20 protein-coding genes are annotated in these 20,113 nt (G+C 71.8%); 14 read left to right on the top strand and 6 right to left on the bottom strand.

The features are described from left to right. The first annotated feature begins 33 nt into the window (after nucleotides 1-33). The 9 genes from JYK18_RS25930 to JYK18_RS25890 all read left to right on the top strand — a co-directional run bounded on the left by JYK18_RS25930 (nucleotide 34) and on the right by JYK18_RS25890 (nucleotide 8,678). On the top strand, nucleotides 34-2,373 hold the full coding sequence (locus JYK18_RS25930; RefSeq protein ID WP_206806090.1) for a helix-turn-helix transcriptional regulator: 2,340 nt from the start codon (nucleotides 34-36) through the stop codon (nucleotides 2,371-2,373). 204 nt (nucleotides 2,374-2,577) lie between these two features. Then, nucleotides 2,578-3,633 carry a hypothetical protein gene (locus tag JYK18_RS25925; protein WP_307796060.1) on the top strand — a complete coding sequence of 352 codons (1,056 nt, stop codon included), beginning with the start codon at nucleotides 2,578-2,580 and terminating at the stop codon, nucleotides 3,631-3,633. Continuing rightward, on the top strand, nucleotides 3,630-4,259 hold the full coding sequence (locus JYK18_RS48315; RefSeq protein WP_374195064.1) for a hypothetical protein: 630 nt from the start codon (nucleotides 3,630-3,632) through the stop codon (nucleotides 4,257-4,259). The genes JYK18_RS25925 and JYK18_RS48315 overlap by 4 nt, the downstream gene beginning before the upstream one ends. Continuing rightward, a complete protein-coding gene (locus tag JYK18_RS25915) occupies nucleotides 4,256-5,059 on the top strand; it encodes an ESX secretion-associated protein EspG (RefSeq protein ID WP_206806078.1) in 804 nt (267 codons plus the stop codon). Before JYK18_RS48315 ends, JYK18_RS25915 begins: the two co-directional genes overlap by 4 nt. 32 nt (nucleotides 5,060-5,091) lie before the next feature. Next, the gene (locus JYK18_RS25910) at nucleotides 5,092-5,439 is read left to right on the top strand and encodes a YbaB/EbfC family nucleoid-associated protein (protein WP_206806076.1); all 348 of its coding nucleotides are present in this window, start codon (nucleotides 5,092-5,094) and stop codon (nucleotides 5,437-5,439) included. Next, entirely contained in the window at nucleotides 5,436-5,756 is a 321-nt protein-coding gene (locus tag JYK18_RS25905; protein ID WP_206806068.1) for a type VII secretion target, read from the top strand. The genes JYK18_RS25910 and JYK18_RS25905 overlap by 4 nt, the downstream gene beginning before the upstream one ends. Beyond that, nucleotides 5,753-6,745 (top strand): hypothetical protein, encoded by a 993-nt coding sequence (locus tag JYK18_RS25900; RefSeq protein WP_206806059.1) that lies wholly within the window; start codon nucleotides 5,753-5,755, stop codon nucleotides 6,743-6,745. The genes JYK18_RS25905 and JYK18_RS25900 overlap by 4 nt, the downstream gene beginning before the upstream one ends. Continuing rightward, on the top strand, nucleotides 6,742-7,854 hold the full coding sequence (locus tag JYK18_RS25895) for a serine hydrolase domain-containing protein (RefSeq protein WP_307796059.1): 1,113 nt from the start codon (nucleotides 6,742-6,744) through the stop codon (nucleotides 7,852-7,854). Before JYK18_RS25900 ends, JYK18_RS25895 begins: the two co-directional genes overlap by 4 nt. A 56-nt stretch (nucleotides 7,855-7,910) precedes the next feature. Continuing rightward, on the top strand, nucleotides 7,911-8,678 hold the full coding sequence (locus tag JYK18_RS25890; RefSeq protein WP_206806057.1) for an MBL fold metallo-hydrolase: 768 nt from the start codon (nucleotides 7,911-7,913) through the stop codon (nucleotides 8,676-8,678). On the opposite strand, the gene JYK18_RS25885 is transcribed toward JYK18_RS25890, so the two are convergent. The 3 genes from JYK18_RS25885 to JYK18_RS25875 all read right to left on the bottom strand — a co-directional run bounded on the left by JYK18_RS25885 (nucleotide 8,668) and on the right by JYK18_RS25875 (nucleotide 11,523). Continuing rightward, nucleotides 8,668-9,675: a YdcF family protein gene (locus tag JYK18_RS25885; RefSeq protein WP_206806054.1), complete on the bottom strand. Its 1,008-nt coding sequence runs from the start codon at nucleotides 9,673-9,675 to the stop codon at nucleotides 8,668-8,670. The genes JYK18_RS25890 and JYK18_RS25885 overlap by 11 nt on opposite strands. Next, the gene (locus JYK18_RS25880; protein ID WP_206806052.1) at nucleotides 9,672-10,529 is read right to left on the bottom strand and encodes a phosphatase PAP2 family protein; all 858 of its coding nucleotides are present in this window, start codon (nucleotides 10,527-10,529) and stop codon (nucleotides 9,672-9,674) included. Before JYK18_RS25880 ends, JYK18_RS25885 begins: the two co-directional genes overlap by 4 nt. 286 nt (nucleotides 10,530-10,815) lie before the next feature. After that, nucleotides 10,816-11,523: a helix-turn-helix domain-containing protein gene (locus JYK18_RS25875; RefSeq protein WP_206806050.1), complete on the bottom strand. Its 708-nt coding sequence runs from the start codon at nucleotides 11,521-11,523 to the stop codon at nucleotides 10,816-10,818. 151 nt (nucleotides 11,524-11,674) lie between these two features. Here JYK18_RS25875 and JYK18_RS25870 point away from each other — a divergent pair, with 151 nt between their 5' ends. The 4 genes from JYK18_RS25870 to JYK18_RS25855 are packed head-to-tail and all read left to right on the top strand — an operon-like array spanning nucleotide 11,675 to nucleotide 15,401. Next, entirely contained in the window at nucleotides 11,675-12,853 is a 1,179-nt protein-coding gene (locus JYK18_RS25870) for a serine hydrolase (RefSeq protein WP_206806047.1), read from the top strand. A 38-nt stretch (nucleotides 12,854-12,891) separates the two neighbouring features. Continuing rightward, complete coding sequence (locus JYK18_RS25865; protein WP_206806045.1) at nucleotides 12,892-13,848, top strand: ABC transporter ATP-binding protein; 957 nt, start codon at nucleotides 12,892-12,894, stop codon at nucleotides 13,846-13,848. Beyond that, complete coding sequence (locus JYK18_RS25860; RefSeq protein ID WP_206806043.1) at nucleotides 13,845-14,603, top strand: ABC transporter permease; 759 nt, start codon at nucleotides 13,845-13,847, stop codon at nucleotides 14,601-14,603. The genes JYK18_RS25865 and JYK18_RS25860 overlap by 4 nt, the downstream gene beginning before the upstream one ends. A 3-nt stretch (nucleotides 14,604-14,606) precedes the next feature. Continuing rightward, nucleotides 14,607-15,401 carry an ABC transporter permease gene (locus JYK18_RS25855; protein ID WP_206806041.1) on the top strand — a complete coding sequence of 265 codons (795 nt, stop codon included), beginning with the start codon at nucleotides 14,607-14,609 and terminating at the stop codon, nucleotides 15,399-15,401. Between the two features lie 4 nt (nucleotides 15,402-15,405). Here the strand turns inward: JYK18_RS25855 and JYK18_RS25850 are convergent, their stop codons facing one another. Next, entirely contained in the window at nucleotides 15,406-16,449 is a 1,044-nt protein-coding gene (locus JYK18_RS25850; protein ID WP_206806039.1) for a glycoside hydrolase family 43 protein, read from the bottom strand. Nucleotides 16,450-16,672: 223 nt separating this feature from the next. Here JYK18_RS25850 and JYK18_RS25845 point away from each other — a divergent pair, with 223 nt between their 5' ends. Next, complete coding sequence (locus JYK18_RS25845; protein WP_206806037.1) at nucleotides 16,673-17,290, top strand: TetR/AcrR family transcriptional regulator; 618 nt, start codon at nucleotides 16,673-16,675, stop codon at nucleotides 17,288-17,290. Here JYK18_RS25845 and JYK18_RS25840 read toward each other — a convergent pair. Continuing rightward, complete coding sequence (locus JYK18_RS25840; protein ID WP_242582087.1) at nucleotides 17,280-18,833, bottom strand: glycosyltransferase family 39 protein; 1,554 nt, start codon at nucleotides 18,831-18,833, stop codon at nucleotides 17,280-17,282. The two genes, JYK18_RS25845 and JYK18_RS25840, sit on opposite strands and share 11 nt — an antisense overlap. A gap of 59 nt (nucleotides 18,834-18,892) precedes the next feature. Beyond that, a complete protein-coding gene (locus JYK18_RS25835) occupies nucleotides 18,893-20,098 on the bottom strand; it encodes a GNAT family N-acetyltransferase (RefSeq protein ID WP_206806028.1) in 1,206 nt (401 codons plus the stop codon). Between the last annotated feature and the right edge of the window lie 15 nt (nucleotides 20,099-20,113).

Here is a 20,113-nt window from a genome sequence, read left to right as displayed (position 1 = left end):
GCCCGCCGACCAGCAGCATGGAGGATCCCCGACGTGGCCAACCGTTTCGGCGTCCTCCTGCGTGACGCGCGGCGCCGCGCCGGGCTCACCCAGGACCAGCTGGCCGCCCGCTCCGGCGTCGGCGTGCGGACCATCCGGCGGCTGGAGAACGGCAGCGGCAACGATCCCCGCATCGGCACGGTGACCCTGCTCGCCGACGCGCTGGACGTCGCACCCGGCGAGCGCCGCAACCTCCTCGTCGCCGCCGGGGGCACCCCGCCGCCGGAAGAGCCGGTGGAAACCCCGGCACCCGCGCCCGCCCCGGCCGCCGGCCGCCTGCCCGCGGTCCCGGCCGAGGTGTCCGCCGCGGCCGACGACCTGGCCAGGGTGATCGCCACCCAGCTGCGGCGCGAAGAGGAACTGCGCCGCGTGCACGACCCCTTCCCGCTGCCCGTGCGGTGGCGGCAGGCCCCCGAGCACCTGGCCGACCACTGGGACAACGTCTGCCGCGTCCCGGCCGGGGTCACCGCCGCGCCGCTGGACCTGTCCGGCGAGGTCGGCAACATGGCCGAGGTCTACCGCCTCGTGCCCTCGCGGCGGCTGGTGGTGCTGGGCCGCGCCGGCGGCGGCAAGACCGTGCTGACCCTGCGGTTCGTGCTCGACACGCTCGCCACGCGTACCTCGGGCGACGCGGTCCCGGTGATCTTCAACATCGGCGGCTGGAACCCGACCTCGACGCCCTTGCGCACCTGGCTGGTCGAGATGCTGCAACGCGACCACCCCGGCCTGGCCGCCGCCGCACCCGGTGGCGCCACGCTCGCGGCCGTGCTGGTCGACACCGGGCGCATCCTGCCGGTGCTCGACGGTTTCGACGAGATCGCCGAGGGCCTGCACCGCCCGGCGCTGGAAACGCTCAACTCGGTGTCCATGCCGCTGCTGCTGACCAGCCGGTTCGGCGAGTACGAGCGGGCGGTGACGATGGTCGACGTGCTGACCTCGGCCGCCGTCGTCGAGCTGACCGACCTCACCCCGGACGACCTCGCCGGTTACCTGCCGCGCACCGCCCGCCGGGTCAACGGCAGCGCGGCCACCGCCTGGGACCCGGTGCTGGACGCCCTGCGCGAGGCCGAACCCGGGCCCGCCGCCAACCTCGCCAAGGTCCTGCGCACCCCGCTCATGGTCGGCCTCGCGCGCACGGTCTACAGCGATCCGGTCGGCCGCGACCCGGCGGACCTGCTCGACGCCGAACGCTTCCCCACCACGCGGGCGCTCGAAGAGCACCTGCTCGACACCTTCGTCCCCACCGTCTACCACGGCCATCCCGGGCACGACGACGGCACGCGGGACTGGGACGTCGAGCGCGTGCGCCACTGGCTGGGCTTCCTCGCCGACGAACTCGACCGGCGGGGCACCGGTGACCTCGAATGGTGGCGGCTGGGCGCGTCCCACCTGCGGCAGCGCTCGCGTGTGCTCCTGGTGACGGCCCTCGCGTGGCTGGCCACCACCCTGTTCGTCTGGCTGGTGTTCACCCCGCTCAACGTCTTCGTCTACGACTTCCCGTTCCGGCCGCACGTGGTGTTCCTCGACGGCCTGATGGAGGGCCCGGTGATCGCCGGGCCGTGCGCGCTGCTGTACCTGTTGTTCGTGCTCCGCAAGGGCGGGGTCGTCGCCCCGACCCGGGTGCGCGTGCGGTTGCCCACCCGGTCGGCGAGACAACCCGGTCTCCGGCGGAAGGTCGCGGTCCGGCTGGTCGCGGGCACCGCCGGGGGCATGCTGGCGGGTGTCACCTACGCGCTCACCTCCCTGGTCGTGATCGCCTTGTCGCCCGATCTGGCCATGGCCGACGAATTCGGCACGGCCGTCCGCACCACCCTGCTCAGCGCCGCCGTCTACGGACTGGCGTTCGGCCCGGCGTGCGGGATCCTGCTGGCGCTCGTGGTCGTGCTGGAGAAGCCGGCGAACCTGACCACGGCCACCAGTCCCGCCGATCTGCTCGCCGTCAACCGGGTGACCGCGCTGCGCCTGGCCGTGCTGCTCGGGCTGGCGCTCTGCCTGGCGATCGCCTTCGGCGGCTTCGCGGCCATCGGCGTGCTGAACGGGCTCAGCGGGCCGCACCTGGACATCAGCTGGTCCTCGCAGGCGAGCGTGCTGCTCGGGGTCACCGCGGGGCTCTCGGCCGGGTTCGCCTACCTGATCAGCTTCACCGCGTGGGGCCAGTGGCTGATCTTCGCCCGGTTCCGCCTGCCGCTCATCGGCAGGCTGCCGTGGGCGGTGAGCACCTTCCTCGAAGACGCCTACCGGCGGGGCGTGCTGCGCCAGTCCGGGGCGGTCTACCAGTTCCGCCACGCCCGTCTCCAGGAACACCTCGCGAAGGCGTACCGCACCGGCAGTTGAGGCGTTTCCCCTGGTCAGACCCACCGGCCACGGATGGCCGGTCCTTGCCCTTCCACGCGTGCCCCGCCCCGGCCGAGCATGGCTCCAGCCGAGGAGCGGTGGTTACTGGAAAGGGGATCCGGGGTGGCGAGCGAGACGGCCTCGACGGGCACGTCCAGCGTGTGGGACAGGTATTTCGGTCAGCAGGCGGCGCCGGCTGGCAGCGTGAACTGGGAGGCGTACAGCCACGAGGAGCTGTACCAGATGTTGTGGCAGGACGCGGACGTCGCCGACGTCAGCACGATCGCCGCGGAGTGGGCCCAGCACCGGGTGGCGTTGGTCAACCACGCCGAGGTGCTGCGCGAGCAACGGGCCGCGCTGCTGGAGGGGTGGGGTGGTTCCGGTGCGGAGGAGGCGGCGCGCCGGCTGAGCGTGCTCGCCGACCGGGTGGACACGCTCGCGGCGCTGGCGCACGCGGGTGAGCAGGCGGCGGGGCAGGCCGCGGACGCGCTGTCGATGGCGCGGGCGATGATGCCGCCCCCGCCGGGTGATCCGGCCGCGCCGATGACCGACGCGGTGACCAACTGGGCGGGCATCACCGCGCCGCCACCGCCGCCGATCGCGCTGGGGTCGACCCCACCGGCACCACCACCGCCACCGCCGGGCACGGGCACCGCGTTCGGCGCGGTGGGCGGCGCCGGGTTCAGCTTCTACATGGGCGCGGGCGCCACCGACATGCAGAAGCAGCAGGCGGTCCGCGCGATGCAGACCTACGAATCCAGCCTGACCGACTCGAGCACGATGATCAGCCAGGCGCAGAGCACCATCCCCGCGGCGTCGACGATGCCGAGCAGCAGCACCACGCAGGCGTCGAGCACGGGCTCGACCAGCCCGGCGTCGTGGCAGAACCTGGTCGGCGCCACGGAGCCGGGCACCGTTTCCCGGACCGGCAGCGCGCCGAGGGGGCTGGCGGCGGGTGCCATCGCCGGGGCCGGGATCGCCGGTGGGGTGAACTACGCGAACCCGCTGGGGCAGGGCCTGCGGAGCGGCTCGATGGCGATGCCGGGCGGGACTACCGCCGCGGCGCGGCTCGCGGCCGAGATGGCGGCGAGCCGGGGCGGCGCGATGGGCGGCATGGTGCCGCCCGGCGCCGGTGGCGGCCGCGGTTCGGACGACGAAAAGCACGAGAACCAGTTGCCGACCATCGACCACGGGCTGTTCCCGGCCGCCGAGCCGGGCAGCGAAGCGGTCATCGGCCTGCCGCCGGAGGAGCTCCGATGAGCGACGGGAAGCTGACCCTCGAACTGGATCTGCTCGACCAGCGGATCTCCACCCTGACCGAACTCGGGGATCTCACCGCCGATCTGGTGGCCACCGCGTGCCGCCTGGCCGAGCGGTTGCCGATGCTCGGCACCGCGCCGCCCGCCGTGCACCTGGCCATGCGCCTCCGCGAGGCGGCGGGCAGCTCCGGCCTGGCCGGTGAGATCGAGGCCACGGTGAAGGAGGTGCGCGACTACCAGCACATGCTGGGCGAGGCTAAGGGCAAGTACCAGAACCACGAAGAGCAGTCCAGCAAGGACCTGCGCACCAGCGGCGAGCCCGACGACTCGCGTGGCAGCGGCAACCACGGCAGCGGCAGCGCCAACAGCGGTGGCAACAGCCGCAGCGGTGGTGACAGCGGCGGCACCGGCAGCGGCGCGGGCAACTCCGGCGACGCCACCGGCAACACCGGCCAGAACAACACCGGCTCGGGCAGCACCGGCACCGGCGGCACGAGCGGCCCAGGCGGCAGCGGCACCGGCGGCAGCGGCACCGGCGGCCCGGGCGGCAGCGGCACCGGCAGCGGAACGGGTAGCGGCGGCCCGGGCGGCACCGGCGAGCTCGACCGGGCGGGGCAGGCGTCATGACCACCGCCGAAAGCGATTGCGCGCGGTTCGAGCTGGCCGAGCTGGACCTGCTCGGCACCTTCGCGGGCACGCGCCCGCCCTTCCCGCTGCGGGTGCCCTCGTTCGGCCGCATCGAGGGTGAGCGCAAGGCGCTGCTCGCCGCGGCCGGGCAGGCGCTGGCCGACCGCGGCCTCGCCGACGAGGACGGGCCCATCGGCGTCGCCGCGGAGCTGGTGACCGCGTTGCGCGAGCACCGCAACGCGGTCGACCTCGTGGTGGTCGACGGCACCGCGGTGACCGGCGTGGTGGCGATGGTCCTCGGCCAGCACGCCGTGGTGTGCAGCCAGTCGATCGCCGGCCTGCCCGGCCCGGTCACCGTCCGCCGGGTCGGCGCCGCCGCGCTGACCGGCGAGTTCACCAGCCGGATCCCGGCGCTGGAGGCCGCGCCCACCATGCCGCTCACGCTGCCGCCCGGCGTGGTCGAGGACGCCACCCGCCTGCTGGAGAACACCGCGGGCGTCGCGGCACCGCGGCAGCGGGTGCGCACCCTGGTCCGCGAACGCGGCGGCGACGAGGCCGCGGTCGACGCGCTCGTCGGCCTGCTGGCCTCGGTCCCGGGACGCGGGCAGCTCGGCGCGGTCGTGCGCCCGCCGACCGGCGCCGCCGAGCGCCCGCTCGAACTGTCCTGGCTGGACAGTCCACAGGGGAGAGTCCGGGTGGATCGCGACGCCTTCGGCTGGGTGAGCGTCAACCCGCTGCGGCACAGCGAACTGGTCCGGGTACTGCGCGAGGCGGCCGCGCCGCACCACGCGAGAAGCTGAAACACCTACGGGGAACGGAGAAGGGGAACACCATGGATCCAGCACAATGGCTGGCGGACTACCGCGATCGCCTCGAACGCGCGGCCGACGGCGCGCGCCAGGCCAGCGACAGCCTGCAGCGGGCCGGGGCGACCGCGCGGTCACCGCGCGGTGAGGTCACCGTGACGGTCAGCGCCACCGGTGCGTTCGAGGGAATCCAGCTGACGCCGATGGCGCGCAAGCTCGAAGCCGAAGCGCTCGCCGGGCTCATCGTGGCCACCGCGCGCGAAGCGCAGCGGATGGCCGCCTCGCAGGTGGCCGAGGTGATGGCGGGCTACCTCGGCGACAACTCGGCACTCACCCGGATCACCCAGCACCTCCCGGCGGAGGTGGTCCGGTGACCGCGCCGCAGTCGTCCGAAGTGGACCCGGAGCAGCTGCGCACGCACGCGAGCAGGCTGAACGCGCACGCTGATCAGCTGTCCTCGATCGGCGCCGGGCTGCCGGGTGAGCTGGGTGCCCAGTCGCTGGGCATGTTCGCGCAGTTCATCACCACCGGCCTGGGCGCCGCGATGACCGAGACGATGGGCGCGTTCGCCCACGCGTCGTCCACTTTGGACAAGGTCGGCGACGGGCTCCGCCGGGCCGCGGACCAGTACGAGCACACGGACGAGAGCCACGGCGACCGGCTCGCCGGCATCGAGGAGGGTGGCCGATGAAGGGCACGGCGACGGAGGAGGAGGCGCCCGCCTCCGCGGTCGAGATCAACACGGCACTGGTGGACCTGCGGATCGCCAAGGATTCCGTCGGCAGCAAGGAATGGCTCTCGAGCGATCTCTCCGGTGAACCGGCCGTATCGATCAACATGCTGGGTTCGACGGCCAGCCCGTTGTCCGCGCTGGCCAGCGCGGGCTGCGACTTCCTGACCCCGGTCATTTCGTTCCTCGAGGAGCCGCTCGGGCAGTTGCGCGGCGAGCCCGACTCCGTTTCGGGACCGGCCGGGCAGCACGAGCAGGCTTCGCAGGGCGCCAACTCGGTCGCGGACGGGTACGGCTCCACGGCGGGGAACGAGACCAGCGAATGGTCGGGCGGGGCCAAGGAGAACTACACCGAGACCGCCACCAAGCTGGTCGACGGGATCAAGGCGATCGGCGAGGCGGCGGCCACCAACGCGGCGGCGATCACCGCCGCGGGTGAGGTGGTCGCGCAGGTCGTCGACATCGTCACGCGGCTGATCACCGAGGCCGTCGGCAAGATCGTGCCGATCATGACCGAGGCGATCGCCGCGGCACCGGCCACCTTCGGGGCCAGCATCGCGCAGGCGATCCCGCAGTGCGTGGCGATCGCCGTGGACTACGGCGGGCAGATCGCCGGCAAGCTGGCCGCGCTGCTCAGCAGCGGCGAGAACCTGGTGAAGCTCATCGAAGGCGCGGTCGGCGTGCTCGACGTCGCCAAGGAGGGGCTCAGCGTCATCGGTGACCTGGCCGGTGGTTCGGGCTCGTCCAGCAGCCAGAGCGAGTCCTCGGCGACCGGCGACAGCCAGTCGGACTCCGCCAGCGACAGCTCCAAAGACAGCAACACCGACAAGGACTCCGAGAAAGACTCCGACAAGGATTCCGAAAAGGACAGCGACACCGACGAATCCGAGGACACCGTGCAGAACCCGGTGGACGGCGAGTGGATCCCGGTCAAGGAGGCCCAGGCGTGACCCGGCGAACCCGCCGCCTGTCCGGCATCGCGGCCGGTGCGCTGGTCGCGATGGCACTGGTCACCCCGCCCGCGCACGCCCAGGACCACGCCGCCACCCAGGACGTGCTCAACCGGTACCAGCAGAAAGCCGGTCCCGGCGCGGCCGTGCACGCGGGTGACGACACCGGCTCCTGGACCCTGTCCAGCGGTTCGGCCAGCATCAGCGAGCAGCGGGCGATCACCTCGGCCGACCACTTCCGGATCGCCAGCCAGACCAAGACGTTCACCGCCGCGGTGGTGCTCCAGCTGTTCGACGAGGGTGCCGTCGACCTCGACGCGCCCATCGAGCAGTACCTGCCCGGCGTGTTCGGCGGGAACTACGACGGCACCGTGATCACCGTGCGACAGCTGCTCAACCACACCGCCGGGCTGGTGCGTGATCCCGCCGGTGCCAAGGCGGAAGCGAACGGCACGTACACCCTGGCCGCACTGGTCAAGGCGGCGATGGACGACGCCCCGCAGGGCGAACCCGGCGGTGGGCACAAGTATTCCAACGCCGGGTACCTGGTGCTGGGCCTGCTGATCGAGAAGCTGACCGGCCAGTCCGTCGGCGACGCGATCACCGAGCGGATCATCACCCCGCTCGGGCTCACCGGCACGTCGTTCCCGAAACCGGGTGAGCGCGCGCTGCGGTCGCCCTTCGTGCCCGGTTACCAGGGCATCCGGGTGGGTGGCTTCTTCTTCTGGTTCGACGCCACCACGCTGGCCGAGCTGTCCGTGTGGAGTTCGGCGGGCGCGATGGAGTCCACTTTGGACGACCTGGCGCGGTTCCAGCGCGCGATCGCCGACGGCGAGCTCTTCTCGCCGAACGCGCTCGCCGAGATGCGCACCACCGTGCCGATCGCCCCGGAAGCACCGCAGAACTACGGGCTCGGCGTGTTCACCCTGCCGCTCTCGTGCGGCGGGGAAGCCTGGGGGCACAACGGTGTGCTGCCGACCGGGCACGCGTCCATCACGATGACCACCGACGACGGCCGCTTCGCTTCGGCGATGACGAATGCCAACTTCATGCCGTCCGATCCGTCGGCGTTCGACCTCATCGACGCCGCCCTGTGCGAAGACGCGTAACACCCTTCGCCCGGCAGGTCTCCGCTTCGGTGACCTGCCGGGCTTAGTCTTCGAGGATGACCAGCGATCTTCGGCTCACCGTCCTGGGTTCGGCGTCCCCGTACGCGAGCGTGGACAACCCGTGCTCCGGCTACCTGGTGACCGGCGGCGGCTCACGTCTCTGGCTGGACGCGGGCAGCGGCACCCTGGCCCAGCTGCGACGCCACGTCCAGCTGGACGAGCTGGACGCGATCTGGATCTCCCACCTGCACGCCGACCACAGCGCGGACCTGCTCACCGCCTACTACGGCGCGCTCCACGCCGACCTCCGGCTCGCCGCGCCCATTCCGCTCTACGGCCCGCCGGGCATCGCCGACCGGCTGGCGCACTTCCTCACCAACACCCCGGTCCGCAGCCCGATCGAAGCCGCGTTCGCCGTCCAGGAACTGCACGACGGGCACCAGGTGCGGGTCGGCGCGCTCACGCTGACCAGCCGAGCCGTGGCGCACGGTATGCCCGCTTTCGCCGTGCGCATCGAAAACGCGGGCGAATCGCTGGTGTACTCCGGGGATTCGGCCCCGTGCCCGAGCCTCATCGAACTCGCCGAGGGATGCGACACCCTCCTGTGCGAGGCCGATTACGCCCAGGCCGAGCCGGATCCGCTGCACCACACCCCCGAAGACGCGGGCGACACCGCGAGCAAGGCCGGGGCGCACCGGTTGATCGTCACGCACGTCGGCCCGTTCCTCACCCCGCAGGAGGCGGTGACCCGCGCGTCGTCCCGTTTCGACGGCCCCGTCGACTACGCCGCCCCAGGAGCCGAGTTCCCCCGCGCTACTGGCTGAGCACGGTGGAGAGCACGATCAGCCCGCACACCACCAGGTGGAAGACCCGGTGTTCGACGAGCACCGCGACGAACTCGCGGATGGTGGCGCTGGGCCAGAAGTAGCCCGCGGTGCGCGAGCCGATCACCTGGCCGTTGACCTTCGCCTTGCGCGCGAGCAGGGCGGCCCGCAGCACGTGGTAGTTGTTGGTGACCACCACGCACCGGTACCCGGCGCGGTGCTCGGCCATGATCTCCTTGCTGTAGACCAGGTTCTCCCAGGTCGTACGGGAGCGGTCCTCGAGCAGGATGCGGTCGCGGGGCACGCCGTGGCCGGCCAGGTAGTCGGCCATGGCGTGGGCTTCGGGCAGGTCCTCGTCCGGGCCCTGGCCGCCGGAGGTGACGAGCACCGGGTCACCACCGCGGGCGCGACCGGCGTCGAAGGCCAGTCGCCCGCGGTCCAGCCGCCCGGCCAGCAGCGGCGGCACCCGGTTGCCGCCGAGCAGCCCGGCGCCGAGCACCACGACGAAGTCCACCCCGGCGCGACTGCGGATCCGGCCGTACACGATGGCGTACAGCAGGAAGCAGACGAACAGGAACGAGACGTAGAACAGCAGCGCGTTGACCGTCATCGCGAACACTTCCAGCGGTTTCCAGCCGATCTGCTCGACGATGAGGTTGACCGGCACGAACGCGATGATGCCGAGCCCGGCCGCCAGCGAGAGCAGATTGGCGGGCCGCCGCCCTTCGCGGCGGAGCATGGTGACGCCGTTGCAGATCAGGAACACGCCGAGCGCCAGCACGGTCAGCGGGATCAGGGCGAGCACCGAGAACAGCAGGATCGCGGCGGCGTCCTCGGACACCGCGGCCACGGTGAACAGCACTCCGACCGCCAGGAACACCAGGGCGAAGAACAGGTAGAACCCGTTGCGCAGCTTGCGGCGGTCGCGCAGGAAGCTGACCAGGAAGAGCAGGAAGAACCCGGCGGCGACGAGGTACGGGATCAGCAGCGGGTTCATGCGATCTCCAGTCGTCGCCAGGTCGCCAGGAACACCAGTGCCGTGGCGATGGAGAAGAAGGAGGCGAGCGAGTTCGCCGCCAGGTAGACGACCCAGGCGTCACCGGACACCGTCGCGGCCAGTCCTTGCGACGCGAGCGGGACCCCGATCAGGATTGCGCCCAGGGCAAGGAAGATCGCGCCGCCCAGGGCGGTGAACACCACGATGAGCACCCGCGGGATCCGCCGTGGTCCGTCGTGACGGCGCACCAGTCCACGCCGGACGAGCCACAGCGACGCGAGACACGCCACGGCCAGCGAAACGGCGTCGGCGGCCACGGTGTCGGACAGGCGGTGCCACTTCGCGGTGACCGTGTAGGCGCCGATGCCGACCGCCCACGACAGGACGAAGAACAGCGCCACGCCGCGCCAGCGGTACGGCACCACGAGCAACGCGGCGAACAGCACGGTCATCGCGATCGTGGTGTGGCCGCTGGGCAGGCTGTTGTGCGCGTAGTGCCCGGTGACCGGCACGAGTGGCGGGCGCGGGAGCACGAACCGCTTGAGCACCTGGGTGATCACCTGCCCCACGACGATCAGCCCCACGGCGGCGACGGCCAGCGCGAACCGGCGGCGCAGCACCCCGACCAGCCCCACCGCCACCACGGCGGCGGCCAGGGAGTAGACGGTGATCTGGCCGAGGGCCTCGTCGGCGGCGTCGCGGTCGGCCGCGCCCGCCTCGTCGGCACCGCGGAGGGCGGCGTTCTCCAGCAACTGCCCGGTGGAGGTCCACACGGCCAGCAGGTACACCACCGCCACCCCCACCCCACTCACCACGGCGACGGCCACCCACCGCCGGACGGGTACCTCGGTCACGCCACCCCTCCCCGCACAGGCACCTGGACGCGGGGATTACACCATAGGGAGTAATCGCTCGCGTACCGAGCGTGCGCGCCGGCCCGCTGCGAGCGCCGGACCGTCGCGCCCAGGCCGCCGCCATCGCGCCACCCCCTGCGCGCCGGGCGGCCACTGCGCGCCGAATCATCGCGCGCGCCGAGCCGCCCCTCCCAAACCCCGTGCGCCACCCCGCCACATCGCACCCGGCCAACCCTTGCGTCAAGCCACCACCCGAAGCCCGCGTGACATCCCCTACGACCGGCCGTCACTCGCGCCCTGACTCGGCGTGCAGCAGCGCGCGGGCTTCCTCGGCGGCACGGGCGATATTGCGCGACACCGAGTCGAGGAAGCGGGCGATGCCCTCCAGCCGCGTGGCCGCCGGGGTGTCGGCGCCGAGCACGCCCACGCCCTGCCGGGCGATCTCGACGAGCTGGGCGGTGGTGCGCGCGCTGGCCATCATCGATTGGAAGAACACGTCGTTGTCCACGACATAGCGTTCGCGCCGTCGCTCGTCGCGTTCACGGCGGACGTGGCTCATGCCCTCCAGCATCGTCACCGCCTTGGAGATCGACGCCGGACTGGCCTGCAGGCGCCGCGCGAGTTCGGCGGCGGTGAGGCTGCCGGTGTCGGTGACCGTCAGGCTCGCCAGCACCCTGGCCGCCATTCTCGGCAGGCCCGACTGCACAAAAACGGTGGCGAACATGTCCTCGTACTCGCGGACGGCTTCGGCGTCGCGCCCCTCGGGCAGCGGCTCCCGCGGCGTGGTCTGCCGCCGCCGTCGGGTGCGGTGCTGCGTGGCGTAGTGGGCCAGGTCGGCGCGATAGGCGCCCGGACCGCCGTTGCGCAACACCTCGCGCGTGACGGTCGAGGTCGGCCGGTCGAGCCCCCTGGCGATCTCCGCGTAGGCGAGGCCTTCGGCCAGTCCCAGTGCGATCCGCCGGCGCTCCTGCTGGGTCAGTCTGCCTCCTGGCACTGCGCGAGCCTAGCGTTCACCGTTCAACCGATGCAATGATCTCAACGTCACTAGCTGCACAAATGCGCTTTTCACGCAACGATCATCTTGAGCGGCGGCTACCGGTCTCCCTAGCGTTCCCCTCGTTCGAAACCACCGAGGGAGAGACACCATGAACAAGCTGCGGGACGTACTGGCGCACCACGTCGAGTCCAAGAAGATCCCCGGCCTCGTCGCGCTCGTCTGCCACCGCGGGGAGACCCGCGTTGAGGCGCTGGGCACGATGCGGCACGACGGTGGCGCGCCGATGCGCCGGGACACGATCTTCCGGATGGCGTCCACCTCCAAGCCGGTCACCATGGCGGCGGCCATGGTGCTGCTCGACGAATGCCGCCTGCGACTGGACGATCCGGTCGACCCCTGGCTGCCCGAACTCGCCGGACGGCAGGTGCTCAGCCGACCCGACGGCCCGCTGGACGACACCGTGCCCGCGCGGCGGCCGATCACCGTGCGGGACCTGATGACCTCCACCTTCGGCCTGGGCATGGATTTCGAACTGCTCGGCTCCCCCATCCAGGCGGCCACCTTCGAGCGGCTCGACTACAGCGTGCACTCCGGCCCGGCACCCGAACCGGACGAGTGGATGCGCCGCCTCGGCGAGCTGCCGCTGTCCCACCAGCCCGGCGAACGGTGGCAGTACGACCTGAGCCACGAGGTGCTCGGGGTGCTCGTCGCCAGAGTCGCGGGCCGGTCGCTGGAGGCGTTCCTGCGCGAGCGGATCCTCGACCCGCTGGGCATGGAGGACACCGGTTTCCACGTCCCCTCGGGCAAGATCGACCGGCTGCCGCCGCTCTACGGGCCCGATCCGCAGACCGGGGAGTTCCTCGTGTGGGACGAAGCCGAAGGCGGGCGGACCAGCCAGCCACCCGCGTTCCAGGGCGGCGGTGGCGGGCTGGTCTCCACCGTCGACGACTACCTCGCCTTCTTCCGGATGCTGCTGAACCACGGCACGCACGACGGGGACCGGATCCTGTCCCGGCCCGCGGTCGAACTGATGACCACCAACCGCCTCCGCCCGGCGCAGCAGGAGGCCAGGGACGCCATGTACCGGGCCATCGGCCAGGAATCCCACGGTGGCTGGGGGTTCGGCATGGCGGTGCGCACCCGCCGCACCGATCACGCGCCGGTGGGCCAGTTCGGCTGGGACGGCGGCACCGGCACCACGGCCTACGCCGATCCGGCCAACCAGCTCACCGGGATCCTGCTCACCCAGGTCGGCATGTCGAACTCCGATTCGCTCAACGCCATCCGCGATTTCTGGACCACCTTGTACCAAACGCTCGAAGACTGACGGCCCCGGCCGCTACCCTTTCCGCGGAGGGGGCGCCGATGGAGAACACCGCGGTGCGCGTCGATCGGTTGTGCCGGAAGTTCCGCACCGGCCGGGGGAAACGCGCGAAGGAGAACGTGGCACTGGACGGGTTGTCCCTGTCCGTGACCACCGGCGAGGTGCACGGTCTGCTCGGGCCGAACGGCGCGGGCAAGACCACCCTGTGCAAGATCGTCTCGACCGTGTTGCTGCCCGATTCGGGCGCGGTCACCGTGCTCGGCCACGACGTCGTCCGGGAAGCGGCCGCCGTGCGGCCCCGGCTCGGCATCGTCTTCGGCGGCGAACGCGGTCTCTACGGACGGCTGACCGCCCGCCAGAACCTGCACTACTGGGCCGCGCTGTACCAGTTGCCCGACGATCGCGCCGCCCGCCGGGCCGGGGACCTGCTCGACCGCCTCGGGCTCGGCGGCAAGGCCGACGAACTGGTCGAGACCTTCTCGCGCGGGATGAAGCAGCGGCTGCACCTGGCCCGCGGGCTGATCGGCGAGCCGGAGCTGATCCTGTTCGACGAACCCACCATCGGCATGGACCCGGTCGCCGCCCGCGAATTCCGCGAGCTGGTCGGCGAACTGCGTGCCGACGGGCTGACCATCCTGCTCACCACGCACGACATGGCCGAGGCGGAAGCGGTCTGCCAGCGGGTGACGCTGATCGACGAGGGCCGCGTGGTGGCCACCGAGACCCCGCGCGGGCTGGCCACCATGGCGGCCAAGCGCCGCCGGGTCGAGGCCGAGGACGTGCCGGAGGCGTCCGCCGCCAAGGTCAGGGACCTGCCCGGGGTGCTGGAGGCGGTCGACCGCGACGGCCTCCTGCGCGTGCGGACCGATGGCGACGCCTCGGCACGGGCCGTGCTCGCGCTGCTGCTCGACGACGGGGTCCGCACCGTGCGCGCGGTGCCGCCGACGCTCGAAGACGTCTACCTCGACCTGATCGGCCCCCGTGGCATGGCGTTGTGAGGCACGCGTACGTCACCGGGCTGAAGCTGCAGTTCTGGCTGATCCGCCGCCAGCCGGACGACCTGCTCAGCCTGTGCACCCTGCCGTTCACCGCGGTGGTGCTGCTGTCGGTGGTGGTGCACGCCGCCCGCCCGGACCTGGTCACCAACGCGCTGCTGGCGCCCGCCCTGATCGGACTGTGGACCTTCGCCATCGCGGTGGCCGGCGACCTGATCCAGGTGGAGAACTGGCTCGGCACGCTGGAGCTGACCCAGGCCGGGCCGACTCCGCCGCACCCGGTGCTGCTCGGCCGGATCTCCGCGGTGATGCTGCTCGGGGTGCTGCCGCTGGGCGAGACCTGGCTGCTCGGCTGGCTCTTGTTCGACCGCGCGCCCGAAGTGCACCACCCCGGGGTGTTCGCCGCGGCGATGGTGCTGTCGTTGTTCGCCATGGCCGGGACCGCGCTGGTGTTCTGCGCGGGCATGCTGCTCAGCCGCAACGGCGGGGTGTACCAGAACTTCCTGAGCTTCCCGATCTACCTGCTGTCCGGGGTGATGGTGCCGGTGTCCTACCTGCCCGACTTCCTGGAACCGTTGTCCTGGCTGGTTTTCCTGTCCTGGTCGGCCGAGCTGATGCGGGACGCGCTGACCGCCGCGCCGGTCGAGCACGCCGGGCCGCGCCTGCTCGCCATCGGCGGGCTCGGCGTGGCCGGGCTGCTGGCCGGGTGGTTCCTGCTGAGCCTGGTGCTCCGCCTGCGCCGCGAAAGGGGGCGGTGAGCGGTGCGCGGGCAACTGCGGGTACTCAAGCACGCGGCGCTGGCCTCCTACGCCGATTTCACCGCCTTCTACACCTGGCGGACGTGGACCTTCACCTGGCTGGCGCGGCTGCTCATCCAGGTCTGCTTCTACGCGCTGATCGGGCGGCTGCTCGGCTCGGCCGAACAGGTCGAGTACCTGCTCGTCGGCAACGCCGTGGCGGTGGTGAGCATCGACGCCACCGTGGTGATCCTGCTGGCCATCGGCGAGCGGCGGGCGGGCACGCTGGCGCTGATGGTGGCCGCGCCGTCCACCCACGTGACCGTCTACTTGGGACGCGGGCTGCACCACCTCGCCGCCGGGATCACCGCGGCGACCATCGCGTTCTTCGTGCTGCCACCGCTGTTCGACGTCTCGCTGCCGCAGCCGCGCGCGCTGCTCGTCCCGCTGATGATCGCGGTGGTCGGCCTGGCGTGCTACTGCTACGGCACGTTCGTCGCGTCGCTGGTGCTCGGTTTTCCCGGCGTGCGGTGGGTGGCGCTGAACCTCAGCTACCTGACGCTGATGACCTTCTGCGGGGTGAGCGTGCCCGTCTCGTTCTGGCCGGGCTGGCTGGAGGCGATCTGCTCGGTGCTGCCGATGACGCACGGCCTCGCCGCCATCCGCGCCACCCTGGACGGCGCCGCGCCCGGCACCGTGCTGGTCCAGCTGGGCCTGGAACTCGCGGTCGCACTGGGCTGGCTGGTGCTGGCGGCCTTCTCGTTCGACCGCATGGTGCGCCGGGGTCGCGCGAACGGCAGCATCGAATTCGGGGCGTAGGCGGTCATTCGAAGAACTTCAGGCTCCAGCCGTGGTCCGTGGTCGGGCCGGGAACGTTGGCGCGGCTGTAGTTGATCCCACCCCACCAGGCGAAGCTGCCCGAGTACCAGTGCCGGTTGCCCCACTCGTACGGCGTGCCCTTGGCGACGGCGTGGAACATCAGCGGGAACCGCGGGCCGGCCGGTGGGCTGGTGCCGATGTCCCCGTTGAGCAGGACAAAACTGTGGTGCCCTGGGCCGTCGACGTACAGGGTCGGGTCCCAGCCGGACATCATGGTCGCGCGGTGGGAGCCGAAGAGGCAGCCGTTGGACTTGTACCAGTCCCACACGTGGGTCGGGTCGCCACCGGCGCGCAACCGCAGGTCGGCCAGGCAGTACTGGTTGCTCCAGCTGCCGTTGGCGGAGTAGACGATGTGCAGCCGCCCGTCCGGGTCCTTGATGGCTTCCGGGGATTCGTTGATGAACGGGTTGCCCACCACCCGCTCCCAGCTCTCCCGCGGCTGGGAGATGATGTACCGCGCCCCGACCGGCGTGACCGGGTCGCTCATCCGCGCGATGTAGAGGTTCTGCTCGACGTTGGTGTCCCCGGCCCAGCCCGACCAGACGAACCACCGCTGCCCGCCGAAGGTGAACAACGTGCCGTCGATGGCCCACTTGCCGTCCGGCAGGGCGAGCAGTCGTTCCGCGCCGTAACCGCTGTCCGGCGCCGCCGAGCTGATCACGTACATGCGGTGCGCGCTCCCGCGCCCGGCGGTGAAGTAGATGTAGTAGCGCCCCGAATCCGTGACGATCTCCGGCGCCCAGACCTCCCCCAGCCCGCGCGCGTCCGACCACACCTGGCGGGCGGGCGCCCCGGCGAGGCCGTCGACGGACCCGGCCTGGCGCACGGCGATGCCACCACCGGTCGACTGCACGCCGATGTAGGTCCCGCCCACCCGGATCACGCTCGGGTCGGCGGCGCGGAGTCCGGTGTTCCCGGCGCTCGCCGGGCCGGTGGAGCTCGTCAGGATTGTCAGCAGGAGCAGGACCACAACGGACAGAACGCGCACGTCGAGCCTCCACATCGTTGCGGGGCAAGGCAGGCAGAACGCCTGCCCCCAGAATCACCGGACGGCGGACCGGTTGTACAGACCACTGGTCGGCGTTCGCCGCAACGGCCCAGTCACCACTCACTTCCGTACAATCGATGCAGGTGACGTTTATTCATTGCAGATGCTATGGTGCCAATATGCCGACTGCGATCCACAGTGGACATTCCGCACCGGTGACGCGGTGACCCCGTCCCGGTCGTACCACTCGCCCCGGCGCGAGCAGGAGGCGTCGCGGACTCGGCAGGAGATCCTGGCGGCGGCACGCGAACTGTTCCTCGCGCACGGCTACACCCGGGTCACCGTGGCCGAGATCGCGCGTGCGGCCGGAACGGCGGTGAAGACGGTGTATTCGAGCGTGGGCACCAAAACCGACGTGCTGCACACGCTGATCTCCGCCGACATGGGTGAACCGGAATCCACCGAAATCCTGGCGCGGCTGCCCGCCGCGTCGAGTCTGGAGGACGCCATCGCCCTGGTGGCAGCCGGAACCCGGGCGGACAACGAAGCGCACCACCGCGTGGTCGACCTGCTGCACTCGGCGGTGGCCGGTGACGAAGGCGCGCGGGAGGCGTGGGAACACATGCACGCGCGGTACCGCGAGACGTTGCGAACCACCGCGGCGCAGATCGTCGAAAAGGGGTTCCTCGCCCCGCGGTTCGAGGTCGACGACGTGGCGGACCGGCTGTGGTTCTGCTTCGGACTGAACGCCTGGCGCACCCTCGTCGTCGAATGCGCCTGGCCCTACGACGAGGCCGAACGCACGCTTGCGCGGCAGGCACTGTGCATGCTCACGGAGTGACGCGGCGGTAGATCGTGATCGAGTGGCCGACCGCGTCGATCGGGGTGCTGGTGCCGATCAGCGCCGCCAGGCGGGCGTCGGCCTTGGTGATGGCCGAATCCGACACGACCAGCAGCCCGCGCACCTGGTCCGCGGGCACGTCGAGCGGACTGGCCGCGGTGATGCCGTAGTGGGACGGCAGGCCGCTTCCCTTGTACACCAGCCAGATCCGCTCGCCCGGGTAGTGCGCCAGCCGCTCCGCCAGCCGGCCGAGGTCCTGGCCCCAGTCGACGTTCGAATCGTGCAGGCGCAGGTGGGTCTTCGACGGCCCGCCGAACGCCTCGTTCGAGTAGGGCAGGTAGTACGGGAACGTCCGCAGCGAGCTGACCGCGGTGAACGCGACCAGGAGCAGTACCGGCAGGCGAGCCCGGCGCAGCGCGACGAGGCCCGCCGCCGCGACGGCAAGGAACATCGGGGCGAAGATCGCGTACCGGACGCCGAGATCGCGGTCGCCGGTCATCGCCGCGGCCAACAGCACCGCGGCGGGAACGAGGACGTACGGCGCCGCCGGGCGCAGCCGCCGGACCGCCACCAGCGCGACGGCACCGGCCAGCCAGAGCGCCAGCGCGCCCAGCGGGGTCTTCACCAGCAGCGCCGCGGGCAGGTAGTACCACAGCGAACCCTGGTAGTGCGTGCCGAACAGGAAGCCGCCCCAGACGTGGTCCTCGAACCCGAACTGGACGCGCATCCCGTCCCGGTACGGCTCGGGGAACGGCAGCCAGTCGACGAACGCGGGCGGCGCCGGTGGGGTTTCCCAGCGCAGCAGCGGATCCACCGCGAGGTAGGCGGCCCACACCACGGCGATCGCGACCAGCGCCACTCCGGCCGCGTCACGCAGCCGCCGGGTGGCGAGGAGCGCCAGGAGCAACACCACCGGAACCGCCGCCAGCGCGCTCATCTTGGTGGCGAGCGCGGCGCCGAGGGCGAGCCCCGCGAGCGGCAGGTACCGCGCCGGGTGGTCGCGGGCCCGCCACAGCAACCAGCACGACGTCAGCAGGAAACCGGCCGCGGGCACGTCCAGCGTGGCCAGCGATCCGTGCGCGACGACGTCCGGTGAGAACGCGTACAGGGCGAGCGCCGCCAGCCCGCCGGCGGGCCCGGTCAGCTCGGTGGCGAAGGCGAAGACGACCAGGCCGAACACCAGCGTGAGCACGATGACCGGCAACCGGGCCAGCAGCATCAGCCGGTCCGGATCACCGCCCGACTCGTAGAGCACCCGGCGGCCGAGCTGCGTCTGGTCGCCGTCGAACGCGGGATCGAGGCGCGCGTCGGCGAAGGCGAGGCCGGTCGCGATGATCAACTTGCCCAGCGGCGGGTGCTCGGGGTTGTACCGGAGGCTGTGCTGCTCCAGGTACACCACGGCGGTGCCCGCGTAGACCGGCTCGTCGATGGTCGGTGTCTGCTCCACGGCCGTGGTGAGCATCGCGACCGCCATCTGGGCGAGCAGCGCGACCACCACGAGCGCGTAGCACCACCGGCGGTGCCGCCGAAGCCAGTCGAGCAAGCCGGTCGCCTTCCGTACGAGGGTCCGCTACTGGATCACGGAATCCTCCCGCGTCCGGTTCAGAACCAGTGCACGCAGTGCGGTGGGCGCTCGCCGCGGAACAGGGCGTCGGCCAGGGTGGCGGCGTCCGGGTGGTGCGCGCGGATGTGCCCGGCGCGCACGAGCGTGCTCGGTGCGGTGCCGCCGAGGTAGACCGAGCCCAGGTCACGCACGTCGAGGGTCAGGTCGGGGGCCCGGTCCGCCGGGGCGCAGGCGGCTTTGCCGTCCCGGACGGTGAGCAGGTGGCGCTCGCGCTCGCCGAGGAACGGGTCGTCGACGTCGAGGACGAGCTCGCCGTCGGCGAACCAGCCGCGCGCGGTCAGCGCCCGCGGCACGTCCAGCAGCCGCACCCACAGCCAGTCGGTGTCCTCGACCACCTGCCCGGCACGGAAGTCCGCCAGCTGCCAGCGCAGCGGGTTGTCCGGCGCGACCTGCTTGAACACCACCTGCGAGACGAGGTCATGGCCCAGCAGGAACCGAGTCAGGGCGGTGAAAACGGCGTCGTCGGTGGCGATGGTCTCGTCGACGGTCAGCGTGTCGGGTTCACCGACCGCGTAGCTGGCATACCCGTCCGGCACACCATCGGCGTCTCGGTGGACCGCGACATAGCGCGGCGCCGCGGTGACCGGCGGCTGTCCCGCGCGCAACGCCCACCAGCGGGGTGGCCGGGACAACGCCCCGGGTTGCTTGCGGCGGTACCGGTCGTAGACCTCTTCGAGGATCTCGGCGCACTCGGCCCGGCGCAGCACTTCGACCGTGCCCGGGTCGCTTCCCGCTCCGCGTGCCGGGGCGAGTTCGGCCCTTCGGCGTGGCACGGTCAGGCGCTGCGTGTAGGTCGCCGGTCCGTAGCCGAACCTTCCGTAGATCAGCGCGTCGGAGGCCAGCAGCACGGAGAGGAACTCGCCGCGGGCGCGCAGGTCGGCGAGCTGGTGCCGCATCATCGCGCTGAGCACGCCCCGGCGCCGGTGCGACGGCAGGACACCGACGGCACTCACCCCGGCGGCGGGGGCGACGACCTCGCCGGGCAGGGTGAGTTCGAAGGAGTACGCGCCGGCGGTGCCGACCGGCTGCCCGTCCACCGTGGCGAGCAGGCAGCGGTCCATCTCCAGCGCCGACCACCAGAGCCCACCGCCGTCCACCGGCGTTTCCGGGAAGCGCCCGAACGCGGTGTGCACGGTGTCGACGAAAACGCCGAGGTCCTGGTCGGCCGTGGCGCGGATCTGCATGTCCACAGTGCACCG

This window comes from Amycolatopsis sp. 195334CR (assembly GCF_017309385.1).
Taxonomy (GTDB): domain Bacteria; phylum Actinomycetota; class Actinomycetes; order Mycobacteriales; family Pseudonocardiaceae; genus Amycolatopsis.
The sequence above is the reverse complement of the archived record's forward strand: the minus strand, read 5'-3'. Positions and strand labels throughout refer to the sequence as shown.